Source organism: Novosphingobium sp. FG90 (assembly GCF_057808725.1).
In genome coordinates this window covers 23,026-34,692 of the sequence record NZ_JBMDIO010000026.1, presented here as the reverse complement: position 1 = coordinate 34,692, position 11,667 = coordinate 23,026, and the positions used below count along the sequence as shown (strand labels likewise).

The window sequence follows — 11,667 nt, the reverse complement described above, 5'->3', positions numbered from 1 at the left end:
TCAACCACCCGCCTTGCGCCCGGCGGACAGTCCGCCGTCGACGGGAAGGTTCACGCCGGTGATGTTGGAGGCGAGATCGGAGGCCAGGAACAGCGCGGCCGAGGCGGTATCGCGCGGATCGATCGCCTTGCCCAGCGGGTGCGCCCTGCCCATCCCTTCGAGGATGCGGTCGCGATGCTGGCTGTCGGGGTCCATGCCCGCGTAATGGGTGAGCATCCCGGCAGGGCACACGGCGTTGACGCGAATACCCTTGTCCGCGACCTCGATGGCGAGCGCCCGGGTCAGCTGGACGATGGCGCCCTTGGTCGCGCCGTAGAGCACGCCGCCATATCCCATCAGCCCGGCGACCGAAGCAGTGGAAACGATCACGCCGCCCTCGCCCAATCCCGCTTCCCGCTGCTTATCGAACTGCCGAATGGCTGCCTGACAACCGTAGACGACGCCGTTGATGTTGACGTCCTCGACCCGTTTCATCTCCTCGGGCTCGCATTCGACGAGGCTGCGCAGGCCCTTGCCGGGGATCGGGCTGATGGTGACGCCGGCGTTGTTGTAGATGATGTCGAGCCGTCCGAAGCGCTCCACCGCCTGCGCCACGGCGGCGTCGACGCTGGCGGGATCGGCGACGTTGCAGGTGACCGCCACCGCCTCGCCGCCAGCCGCCGTGGCGAGCGCGGCGGTTTCCTCGGCGTTGTCGCCGTCGATGTCGGCAGCGACGACCTTCGCGCCATGCTCGCAGAACAGCAGCACGGCCGCGCGGCCGAGACCCGAGCCCGCGCCGGTGATGAGGGCGACCTTGCCCTGAACCAGTCCTTCCATCGTCCTTGCTCCCGTTCCCTCAGCCACCGATGTTGAAGGTGGTCATCATCTGGAATTCGCGCAGGCCCTCGACCCCGCGTTCGCGGCCGAGGCCGCTCATCTTGATGCCGCCGCCGCTGGCGTAGCTCGACATCACCGCGCCGTTGACGTTCACTGCGCCGCTGCGGATCTTGAGGCCCACCTCCAGCGCCTTGACCTTGTCAGCCCCGTGGACCCAGCCCGAGAGGCCAAAACGGCTGTCGTTGGCCATCTCCACCGCGTGATCGAGGTCGCGATAGCCGATCACGCCGACCACCGGTCCGAAGATCTCCTCCTGCGCGGCCGGGTTGGAATTGTCCGGCAGGTCGAGCACCGTGGGCTCCCAGTAGAAGCCCTTGGCGATGCCCTCCGGCCGCTTGCCGCCGCACACCACGCGGCCGCCCGCTTCCACGGCAGCCCGGGTGAAGTGCGCGCAACGGTCGCGCTGGGCGGCGCTGATGACAGGGCCTAGCTGGGTCGCCGGATCGCTCGCCGGTCCGATTTTCACGTCCGCAAGCAATTTGGCCATGGTTTCGAGGACTTCGGCCTTGCTTTCCTGCGGCACGAAGACCCGCGTGCCCAGCACACAGCCCTGTCCCGCGTGCGAAGTGCAGACCGAAACCGCCGCCGAAGGTGCGCGGGCCACCGCGTCGGGCAGGTAGATCTGCGCCGACTTGCCGCCCAGTTCCAGCACCAACCGCTTGAGCGTTGGCGCTGCCTGCACGGCCACTTTGGCCCCCACGGTGCACGAGCCGGTGAACGAGACCATATCGACGCGCGGATCGGTGGTCATCGCAAACCCACCCGCGAGACCCGGCTCGACGATCACGTTCATGACCCCGGGCGGAAGGCCCGCTTCCTCGGCCGCTTCGGCGAAAATCATGGATGAGATGGGGGTCAGCGGGTTGGGTCGCAGGATCACCGTGTCACCCGCCATGAGCGCGGGAACGACTTTCCAGAACGCGGTGTAGAACGGCACGTTGTAGGCCGAAATCGCCGAGACCACGCCGAGCGGCGACCAGCGCTTGAGGCTCTGCACGACGAAGTGCGGATTGACCCGCTCGTGGATCGGCAGAGGGTTTTCCTCCTGCTGCGGAAGGCGCAGGAACAGGTCGATGATCTCGTCGGTCATACGCAGCGGTGCGTGGACCTGCGCGCCCATGACCGTCGCCGAAATCGGGCACCCCGCTTCCTCGATCGCGCATGTCTTCAGGAAATCCGCCCGTTTGCGCATCGCCTCCCCGAAGCGCGTCATGATTTTCGCGCGCTCCTGCATCGACAGGCCCGACCATGCGCCGGAATCGAAGGCCTGCCGCGCCGCGCCGATCGCCGCATCGGCCTGCGCGCCCGAAACGCCGACCACTTCGGCCACCACCGATTCGTCGGACGGGTTCTGCACCTTGAACCGCTCGCCTTCGCCGCGCACGAACCTGCCGCCGATATACCCTGCGTATTCCAAACGCACTCTCCCGGACTTTTTCACATTTGCGAATTATTGTTCACATCAGAGACTAGCCGACACGTGGAGAGGCGTCAATCTGGCGACCTCGCGCTTGTGGCAGGGGGCCGGGGCGGCTTGTAACCGCTAGGGGTCGTCCCTAGACCATGCCGGAATCCGCGAGCGTCCGTCCGAGACGCTCCACCGGCAAACAACTGAGGAACCCGCGCGAAATGGCCTACACCGATTTCCTGAAGCAGCAGTGCTACATCGACGGCGAATGGGTCGAGGCGGATTCGGGTGCATCCTTCGAGGTCACCGATCCCGGTTCGGGCAAGGTTCTGGGCACGGTGCCGAAGATGGGCGCGGACGAAACCGCCCGCGCGATCGACGCCGCCGAGGCCGCCCTCCCTGCATGGCGCGCCAAGACCGCCGGTGAGCGCGCGAAGCTGATGCGCAAGCTGTTCGAACTCATGCTCCAGCACCAGGATGACCTCGGCGAACTGCTCAGCCGCGAACAGGGCAAGCCGCTGGCCGAGGGCAAGGGCGAGATCGCCTATGGCGCCAGCTTCATCGAGTGGTTCGCCGAAGAGGGCAAGCGCGCTTACGGCGATGTGATCCCCGGCCATGCCGCCGACCGCCGCATCGTCGTGATCAAGCAGGGCGTCGGCGTCGTCGCCGCGATCACGCCCTGGAACTTCCCCAACGCGATGATCACCCGCAAGCTCGGCCCGGCGCTGGCGGCAGGCTGCACCATCGTCATCAAGCCCGCCTCGGCCACGCCCTACTCGGCGCTGGCGATCGCGCAGCTGTGCGAGATGGCGGGCATTCCCGAGGGCGTCGTCAACGTCGTCACCGGCAGCGCGGGCCAGATCGGCTCGGCGCTGACCGCCAGCCCCAAGGTCGCCAAGCTGACCTTCACCGGCTCGACCGAGATCGGCCGCGACCTGCTGCGCGAGTGCGCCGAGACGATCAAGAAGTGCTCGATGGAACTGGGCGGCAACGCCCCGTTCCTGGTCTTCGACGATGCCGACGTGGATGCGGCCATCGAAGGCGCGATGATCTCCAAGTTCCGCAATGGCGGCCAGACCTGCGTGTGCACCAATCGCTTCTACGTACAGGACGGCGTCTACGACGAATTCGTGACCAAGCTGGCCGCGCGCGTGAACACGATGAAGGTCGGCTACGGCCTCGACGCAGGCACCGAAGTCGGTCCGCTGATCGACGAGAAGGCGGTCGAGAAAGTCGAGGAGCACCTCAAGGACGCAGTCGACGGCGGCGCGACGGTTCTGGCGGGCGGCCAGCGCAACGCACTGGGCGGCAGCTTCTTCAACCCGACCGTTGTAGCCGGGGTGAAGCCCGACATGAAGCTGGCACGCGAGGAGACCTTCGGCCCGCTCGCAGGCGTGATCCGCTTCACCGACGAGGCGGACGCCATCCGCATGGCCAACGACACCGAGTTCGGCCTCGCCAGCTACTTCTACGCGAGCGATCTGTCGCGCGTGTGGCGCGTGGCCGAGGCGCTGGAAGCGGGCATGGTCGGCATCAACACCGGCCTCATCTCCACCGAAGTCGCGCCGTTCGGCGGCGTCAAGCAATCGGGCCTCGGCCGCGAGGGGTCGCACTACGGCCTCGATGACTACATGGAAGTGAAGTACCTCTGCATGGGTATCAAACCGGCCTGAGGTGCTTCGACAAGCTCAGCCTGAGCGGGGTTGGCGGTTTATCCCCCTCCGCTCATCCTGAGCCTGTCGAAGGATCATCCTGAACCCATCGAGGGTCAGGCTCCGGCTTTCGCTCCTTTGCACAACCTGAAGGAGCGCGCCTGGACGACTTGCGTCATCGGCATGCCGAGCGGCGTCCGCAGGGTATTGTCGTACTCCACCAGGAGTGAGCCGCGCCGCTCGCCGTCATTGAACATCATGGTCACGGGCATGTTGTCCCCGCCCCACTTGTCCTTGCCGTATTTCACCATGACCCAGATCTGGATCCCCTCATAGCGCGCGCCGCCCGCGCAACTGAAGCAGACATCGACCGGGAGCGGCCCGGCCTTGCCTGCGGCCGTTTCGAGAAAGACACCCGCCGCGCTCGCGATCACGCGGGGCTGCCGGGTACAGTCTCCGCCCGGCGCGTACCTGCCGTAAAGCTCCTTCGGAACCGGTATGGACTGGCTCAACGCCGGCGTTGCGAGCAGCAATGCGACCAAGGCGTGCGAACGGCGCAGCATCGACGAATCCCCTCCACGGCATTGAAGCCCGCTTCATCATCCCCGGCCGGGACACGGCTGTCATCCGTAATACTCCCAAGGGCATTTCTGGACGATCGCGATGGCTTGCCGGACTCCCGGCAATTGCCCCCTGTGCCCTGCGTGCCAAGGCCCATGCAAAGACCCGTGCCAGCGGGAAAGGCGTGAAAGGGACATGATGAAGATCTGCCGCTACCACCTGCGACGTGATAAGCCGGTCCGCGTCGGCGTCGTGCGCGGCGATGCGGTCCATGACGTCACCGCCATCGCCGAAGAGCTTCCCGCAGTGCGCTGGCCCTTCCCGCCCGGCGACCAGTTCATCGCCCATCTCGACGCACTGCGCCCGCGGATGGAGGCGCTTGCCGATAGCGTCATGGGGACGCCCCTCTCCCGGGTACTGCTGAAGAGCCCCGTCGCCAATCCCGGCAAGTTCGTCTGCGGCGCCGGGAATTTCGAGGAAGTGCTGGCCGCCGGCGGTCATCCCCGCCGCCTGGGCCTGCTGTTCAAGATGACCAGCGCCGCTGCCGGTCCATCCGACGGCGTGGTCCTGCGCTGGCCCGAGCGCACCACCTTTCACGAGATGGAAATCGCGATCGTCATCGGCAGGGCGGGCACCGAGATCCCGGCCGCCGACGCGCTGGACCATGTCGCGGGCTACTGCATCGGGCTCGACATGACGATGCAGGGCAGCGAGTTCCCCAGCTTCGGCAAGAGCTTCGACACCTATGGCGTGATAGGCCCGTGGCTTACCACGCGCGATGAGATCGCCGATCCGGACGCCCTCGACTTCCGCCTCACCGTCAATGGCGAGGACCGGCAGGTCGATAATACCCGGCGCCTCGTTCTCGGCATCGCCGATCTGGTGGAGCACGCCGCCTCGGTGATGACCCTGCATCCCGGGGACGTGATCTTCTCCGGCACGCCTCCGCGCTCGGTCGGACCGGTGGTGCCGGGGGATACGATGCATGCGTGGATGGAAGGGCTCGGCGAGATGAGCATCGCGGTAACCGGAGGGCCGGGCCGCAAGACGCCGCTCGACGGGATGGTCCCCTAAGGTCCTCCCCGAGACAGGCTCGGGGAGGAAACCGTGTCACGCCATCAGCGCTTCGATCTCGTCGATGGTGGCCTTGAAGTCCGCGACGAGCTGGCGATAGGGATCGGGCGCGGTCATATCGAGGCCTGCCTTCTTCAGGATATCGACCGGATCGGCCGACCCGCCCGCCCGCAGCACATCGAGGTAACGCTCGCGCTCCGCCTTGCCGCCGTTCAGGATCGAATGCGCGAACCACGTTCCCGCCGAAATCGAGGTGGCATACTGATAGACGTAGAAGGTGCTGTAGAAGTGCGGGATATAGGCCCATTCGATCGCGTAAGGCGCGTCGATCACGAAATCCGGGCCGTGGTAGCGCTTGAGCAGGTCGAGATAGACGCGCGTCAGGCTCTCGCCCGACAGGCCCTCTCCGGCCTCGGCCATCTCGTGCATCTTCAGCTCGAACTCGGCGAACATCGCCTGCCGGAAGAAGGTGCCGCGCATCCCCTCCAGCCGCATGCCGAGGTAGTAGATCTTCTCTTCCCTGGTCTTCGCCTGCTTCAGCATGTACTCGGTCAGCAGCACCTCGTTGCAGGTGGAGGCGATCTCGGCGGTGAAGATCGGGTAGTCGGACAGTTCGTAAGGCTGCACCGAATCGGCCAGCAGCGAATGCATCGCGTGGCCCCATTCATGCGCATACGTAGACAGCCCCTCGTAGTTCTCGCCGAGGTTCAGCAGCAGGTACGGATGCACGCCGTAGGCAGAGCCGTTCATGTAGGCGCCGGGGCGCTTGCCGGGACGCGGGAACGGATCCATCCACTTCGCCGCCGTCGCCGCACCCAGCCGCTTGACGTAGTCCGGCCCCAGCGGCTCCACCGCTTTCAGGGTGATGTTGCGCATGTCGGTCAGCGTGAACTTGCGCTCCATGCTGACCAGCGGCGGGTAGATGTCATAGTAATGGATGTCCGGCAGCTTGAGCATCTTGCGGCGTAGCTGGAACGAGCGGTGAAGTTGCGGCAGGCCCGCGTTGGTCTCGGCCACGAGCGTGCGGTAGACGCCCTCGGGAACGGCCCCCGGCGCGAGCGCCATGGCAAGGCAGCTCTTGTAGTTGCGGGCGCGGGCCTCGAACACGTCGCCCTTGAGCTTGGCCGCCATAGCCGCGCCGAGCGAGCTTTCGAACTTGCCCATCTCACCAAAGAAGCCGTCCATGACTTTCTTGCGGTCCTCGCGACCCGGCGCATCGCGGGTCAGGGTGTAGCCCTGCGCGTCGAGCGTCGTCTTGCGCCCGTCCGACAGGGTGACCTCGGGCCAGGGAATGTCGGAGGAGAACAGCTGCTCGCGGATCGTCTGCGGGCCGGACAGCGGCGAGGACACCGCCGCCAGCAGGGCCTCACCCTTCGCATCGAGCGTGTGCTCGGCTTCGCGCAGGGTCTTGCGCAGGCCGAAGGCGAAGCGGGTGGAGAGCGCCTTGTCGGCGGCGATGAAGCTCTCGACCTTGTCCTTGCCGAGCTTCAGCGTCTCGGGCGCGGTCCACGCGGTCGCCTCGCCGAAGGCGGCGTAGAGGTCCATGACCTGCGCGCTACGCTCCTGATTGGCGGAGACACGCACGTCCTCGTCCGCCTTCAGCGAGGCGTAGACGTAGACCCGCGCGAACGTCCTGGAGACATCGGAAATGTCCTCCAGCGCCTTGAGCATGGAGGCGGCATCAGTGCCGAAGCTGTCCTTGTAGGCGGCAAGGCGCGGCAGCGCGGCGGCAACCTGCTTGCGCGCGGCGTCCCAGGCGTCGAGGCCGGGGTAAAGGTCGGTAAGGTCCCACTGCGCCGCTGCCGCATCGGCGGCGTGGGCCGTGCCGGCGAGCAGAGAGGGCAGCGCCGAGGCGAGAGGAAGCGCGGCGGCAAGGCCGAGAGCGCCGCGACGGTCGGTTTCGATCATGGATGTGTCCCTTGCATCCCTGCGCCCGGAAAAGCGCGGGGGTCGATCGGCCGAAGCTATCGGCTTGGCCCATCGTTGCAAGAGAAACGCCGCCGCTGATCGAACAGCGTCGGCGGTTGGTCGAAGGGGGGCGCGGTTCACGGGGCTTCGACAAGCTCAGCCTGAGCGGTACTGGAAAGATAGCTCTCCCCCCGCTCACCCTGAGCCTGTCGAAGGGTGGTAACACCACCACCCCTCAGCCAAATCAGGCCAGCGCGGCCTTCAGCGCATCGACAAGATCGGTGCGCTCCCAGGGGAACAGGTCGCCCTCGGGCTGGCGACCGAAGTGGCCGTAAGCGGCGGTCGGGCCGTAGATCGGCTTGTTGAGGCCAAGGCCGACGCGGATGCCGCGCGGGGTCAGGCCGCCCAGCTTCTCGGCCGAGACCTTGGCGATCGCAGCTTCGAGAACGGCGTCATCGATGGTCCCGGTGCCATGGGTATCGACATAGAGCGAGAGCGGCGCGGACACGCCGATCGCGTAGGACACCTGGATCGTGCAGCGCGTCGCCAGACCCGCAGCGACCACGTTCTTCGCCAGATAGCGCGTCACGTAGGCCGCCGAACGATCCACCTTCGTCGGGTCCTTGCCCGAGAACGCGCCGCCACCGTGCGGCGAAGCGCCGCCGTAGGTATCGACGATGATCTTGCGGCCGGTGAGGCCCGCGTCGCCGTCAGGGCCGCCGATCTCGAACGAGCCGGTCGGGTTGATGTGGAACACCGTCTCATCAGTGACGAAGCCTTCGGGAAGCAGTTCGGTCACGACCTTCTTCACGTAAGTCTTGAGCTCGGCTTCCTTCTCGCCCTTGTCGTAGCCCGGCGCGTGCTGGGTGGAGACGACGACGGCGGTGGCGGCCACCGGCACGCCGTTCTCGAAGCGCAGGGTGACCTGGCTCTTGGCGTCGGGCTCCAGGAACGGCGCGGCGCCCGAATGACGGTCATCGGCAAGGCGGTGCAGGATCTTGTGGCTGTAGTCGAGCGTCGCCGGCATCAGGTCGGGCGTCTCGTCGCAGGCGAAGCCGAACATGATGCCCTGGTCGCCCGCGCCTTCATCCTTGTTGCCCGCCGCATCGACGCCCTGCGCGATGTGCGCGGACTGGGCATGCAGGCGGTTGATGAACTCGAAGGTCTCCCAGTGGAAACCGTCCTGCGCGTAGCCGATCTTCTTGACGACGGCGCGCACGGTCTTCTCGATTTCCTCGAGCGCGCCTTCGGCCCACTCGCCGTTCTCGAAGATGCCCTTGCAGCGGATTTCGCCGGCGAGGACCACGAGTTGCGTGGTCGTCAGCGTCTCGCACGCCACGCGCGCTTCGGGATCCTTCGACAGGAACAGATCGACGATGGCGTCGGAAATCTGGTCGGAGACCTTGTCCGGGTGTCCTTCGGAAACGCTCTCGGACGTGAAGACGTAGTTGCTGCGCATGTGATCCCTTGGGATATAAAGGAAGCTTTATGTGAGTGCGCGGTCTAGACCCGACGGCGACCGAGTGCAACCACGCAAAGCGCAACCGCCATCATGAGAGCGGCAAGCGCGAGCGGAAGGATGTTGCCCAGTCGCGCGAACAGGGTGGGCTCATGCGCCTGCGGTATCAGCCCGTCGAGACGCCCGGCGCGGTGGCGCGGCACGAAGGCCCGCACGATCCCGTCAGCATCGATCACCGCGCTGATGCCGGTAGTCGTGGAACGCAGGACCGGCAGCCCCTCCTCGATCGCGCGCAGCCGCGCCTGCGCGAGATGCTGGGGCGGCCCCCAGGCACCGAACCAGCCATCGTTCGAGGGGTTGAAAATATAGTCGGGCCGGTTTGCCGGATCGACGACCTCGCCGCTGAAGACGATCTCGTAGCAGATCTGCACCCCGGCCTTGCCGTAAGCACCGAAATCGATGGTTCGCGGTCCCGGTCCGGGCAGGAAATCGAGCTGTCCGGCGACAAGGCGGCTCAGCCCGATCGGCTCCAGCAGCCAGCGCATCGGCAGGTACTCGCCATAAGGCACGAGGTGGGCCTTGGAATAGCCCGCGAGGATCGCGCCGCTTCCATCGATCGCGGTGACCGAATTGCGCGCCGCCTTCTCCTCCTCGCCGTCCATGACGAGGTCGACCGCTCCGGTCATCAGGAGCCCGTAAGGCCCCACTACCCGGCCAAGGCGGCGGCGGGCGATCTCGGGATCGCCGGCGAAAGTGTAGATACGGTAGAGGTAGCTCGGATAGCCGTCGCGCAGGAAGTCGCCGAGGCCCGATTCGGGCCAGAACACGACTCGCCGGTCCCCCGGCGTGCGCGGCAGCGACAGCATCGCGAGCCGCTGGAAATTGCGCTCGAAATAGCGCGGGTCGTCGATGAATTCCTGCCGGATGTCGGGCTGGACCAGCGTGTAGCGCACCGCGCCCTCACGCACCTCCGGAGCAGGCGCATGCATGGCAAGGGCAAGCCCGCCCGCCAGCACCGCCACGGCCACCGGCGAGAGCAGCTTGCCCGACGGCAGCCGAGCCATGAAGCCGGGTACGCCGGACAGCAGCACGAGCACGCCGGAAAGGCCGTAAGTCCCGATCCACGGCGCCAGCACCGCAAGACCCCGGCTTTCGAACTCGCCCAGCAGGGCGATACCCAGCGGATTCCAGGCGAATCCGGTGAACAGCCATGCCCGGACCCATTCGGTCACGATCCACGCCCCGGCGAGGCCTATGGCAAGGGCTGCGAATCCGCGCGGGTCCGAAAGGCGATCGGGACGCGCGACCAGCCAAGCGGCCAGCAGTGCCACGGCCGGGAACAGCGCGAGATAAAGCGCCAGCAGCACCACCGCGATCATGCCCAGCCACGCGGGCATGTTCGCCTGATACGTGAAGGCCGTGGCGATCCAGTTGTTGCCGAGGGTGAAGTGACCGAGCCCGAAGCACCAGCCCAGCGCGAAGACATGCCGCCCCGTCCGCGCCTGGGCCGTGAGTTCAAGCAACCATGCAATCGCGATCAGGGTCAGCGGCCAGAGTGCGTAAGGCTGAAAGCCACAGGCCGCGAGAGCGCCAGCGGCAATGGCCGCCAGCGCGCGCGCACCCGGCCGCGGGGGCACGGCCAGGTTGAAGGTTCTGAGGAAAGGCGAAGCGTACCGGTCGGACTGCATCGCCATGGGCTTGTAAGCCCGACCCGGCGCGAAGCAAGGGACCAGTTACGGTCCTCCACGCATCGCGCCGGGAAAGGAGGATCAGCCTTCGACGGCCTCGGCAGCAGCCTCGCCTCCGGCGGCACCGTCAGCCGCAGCCTTGCGGGCACGGCGGCGGCGCGGCTTTTCCTCGGCAGCAGGCTCGGCTTCGGCGGTCGGAGCGCCGGCTTCGGCCGGAGCAGCCTTGGGCGTGCGCTTGCGGGCCGGCTTGGCCGAGATCGCGGGCGGAAGCATCGCGGCATCGAAGCCTGCGGGCTCTTCATGGCCGGTCGGGGCCGGAGCCTGCCCGGCTTCGACCTCGCCCTGCTCGCCGCGGGCATCGTCGCCCTCATCACGGCGCGGACCGCGCGGCTTGCGCTGCTTCAGGCCGCGCGAGGCGCGGTTGTCGCGCACGAAGGGGTTTTCCGCAGGCTCGTAGACGTTGGCCTCGGCCCCCTCGGCGGCGACGGGCTGGGCAGCCTCTTCGGCGGCAGGCTCGGCAGCACGCTGTTCCGGGCGCTGCTCGTACTGGCGCTGCTCACCACGCTGCTCATACTGGCGCGGTTCGCGTTCCGGACGCGGGGCGCGTTCGACGGGTGCCGGCGGCGCTTCGCCGTAGGGATCGTCATACGAGCCGTAATCGTCGCCGTAATCGCTCTGGCGGTGATCGTCGCGGCGTGGCTGGTTCGGCTGACGGGCCTCTTCCTGGCGCTGCTTCTGATCGGCGATGACGCGGAAGTAGTGATCCGCGAACTGGAGGTAGTATTCCTCCGTCACGCGGTCGCCATTGAGATGCGCGTCATGCGCGAGCTTCCGGTACTTTTCCAGAAGCTGCGGCGCATTGCCACGTGCCCTGCTGTCGATCCGGTTGGTCTGCTGGCCGCCCTGCTGGCGGTTGTTGTTCCCGCGCCCGCGGCGACGGTTGTTACCACGATTGTTGTTATTCAAGGGATGACTTTCCTCAAAACCCCGGGCTTCAAAACCCTGGCATGCTCCGGTCCTGATCAGATCGGTCCGATCAGC

9 protein-coding genes are annotated in these 11,667 nt (G+C 66.7%); 2 read left to right on the top strand and 7 right to left on the bottom strand.

From position 1 onward, the window contains the following. The gene (locus tag ACODRZ_RS19290) at positions 1-816 is read right to left on the bottom strand and encodes an SDR family NAD(P)-dependent oxidoreductase (RefSeq protein WP_488972125.1); all 816 of its coding nucleotides are present in this window, start codon (positions 814-816) and stop codon (positions 1-3) included. A gap of 19 nt (positions 817-835) precedes the next feature. After that, positions 836-2,299 (bottom strand): aldehyde dehydrogenase family protein, encoded by a 1,464-nt coding sequence (locus tag ACODRZ_RS19285; protein WP_488972124.1) that lies wholly within the window; start codon positions 2,297-2,299, stop codon positions 836-838. A gap of 206 nt (positions 2,300-2,505) precedes the next feature. Between ACODRZ_RS19285 and ACODRZ_RS19280 the strand changes: the two genes are divergently transcribed. Continuing rightward, entirely contained in the window at positions 2,506-3,957 is a 1,452-nt protein-coding gene (locus tag ACODRZ_RS19280) for an NAD-dependent succinate-semialdehyde dehydrogenase (protein ID WP_488972123.1), read from the top strand. Positions 3,958-4,052: 95 nt separating this feature from the next. Here ACODRZ_RS19280 and ACODRZ_RS19275 read toward each other — a convergent pair whose 3' ends face one another. Next, the gene (locus ACODRZ_RS19275; protein ID WP_488972122.1) at positions 4,053-4,499 is read right to left on the bottom strand and encodes a hypothetical protein; all 447 of its coding nucleotides are present in this window, start codon (positions 4,497-4,499) and stop codon (positions 4,053-4,055) included. A 193-nt stretch (positions 4,500-4,692) separates the two neighbouring features. Here ACODRZ_RS19275 and ACODRZ_RS19270 point away from each other — a divergent pair, with 193 nt between their 5' ends. Then, entirely contained in the window at positions 4,693-5,571 is an 879-nt protein-coding gene (locus tag ACODRZ_RS19270) for a fumarylacetoacetate hydrolase family protein (protein ID WP_488972121.1), read from the top strand. 36 nt (positions 5,572-5,607) lie between these two features. Here the strand turns inward: ACODRZ_RS19270 and pepF are convergent, their stop codons facing one another. From pepF to ACODRZ_RS19250, 4 genes are all read right to left on the bottom strand, one after another. Then, on the bottom strand, positions 5,608-7,479 hold the full coding sequence (gene pepF, locus ACODRZ_RS19265) for an oligoendopeptidase F (RefSeq protein WP_488972120.1): 1,872 nt from the start codon (positions 7,477-7,479) through the stop codon (positions 5,608-5,610). Positions 7,480-7,723: 244 nt separating this feature from the next. After that, positions 7,724-8,938, bottom strand: coding sequence for a methionine adenosyltransferase (metK, locus tag ACODRZ_RS19260; RefSeq protein WP_488972119.1), 1,215 nt, complete (start codon positions 8,936-8,938; stop codon positions 7,724-7,726). Positions 8,939-8,982: 44 nt separating this feature from the next. After that, positions 8,983-10,632 (bottom strand): apolipoprotein N-acyltransferase, encoded by a 1,650-nt coding sequence (gene lnt, locus ACODRZ_RS19255; protein ID WP_488972118.1) that lies wholly within the window; start codon positions 10,630-10,632, stop codon positions 8,983-8,985. 75 nt (positions 10,633-10,707) lie between these two features. Continuing rightward, entirely contained in the window at positions 10,708-11,592 is an 885-nt protein-coding gene (locus ACODRZ_RS19250; protein WP_488972117.1) for a DUF4167 domain-containing protein, read from the bottom strand. Positions 11,593-11,667 lie beyond the last annotated feature (75 nt).

Excerpts from the sequence above, each read along its gene's own strand:
- ACODRZ_RS19290 (WP_488972125.1), bottom strand. The coding sequence starts at position 816 with ATGGAAGGACTGGTTCAGGGCAAGGTCGCCCTCATCACCGGCGCGGGC.
- ACODRZ_RS19280 (WP_488972123.1), top strand. The coding sequence starts at position 2,506 with ATGGCCTACACCGATTTCCTGAAGCAGCAGTGCTACATCGACGGCGAA.
- ACODRZ_RS19275 (WP_488972122.1), bottom strand. The coding sequence starts at position 4,499 with ATGCTGCGCCGTTCGCACGCCTTGGTCGCATTGCTGCTCGCAACGCCG.
- ACODRZ_RS19270 (WP_488972121.1), top strand. The coding sequence starts at position 4,693 with ATGATGAAGATCTGCCGCTACCACCTGCGACGTGATAAGCCGGTCCGC.
- pepF (WP_488972120.1), bottom strand. The coding sequence starts at position 7,479 with ATGATCGAAACCGACCGTCGCGGCGCTCTCGGCCTTGCCGCCGCGCTT.
- metK (WP_488972119.1), bottom strand. The coding sequence starts at position 8,938 with ATGCGCAGCAACTACGTCTTCACGTCCGAGAGCGTTTCCGAAGGACAC.
- lnt (WP_488972118.1), bottom strand. The coding sequence starts at position 10,632 with ATGGCGATGCAGTCCGACCGGTACGCTTCGCCTTTCCTCAGAACCTTC.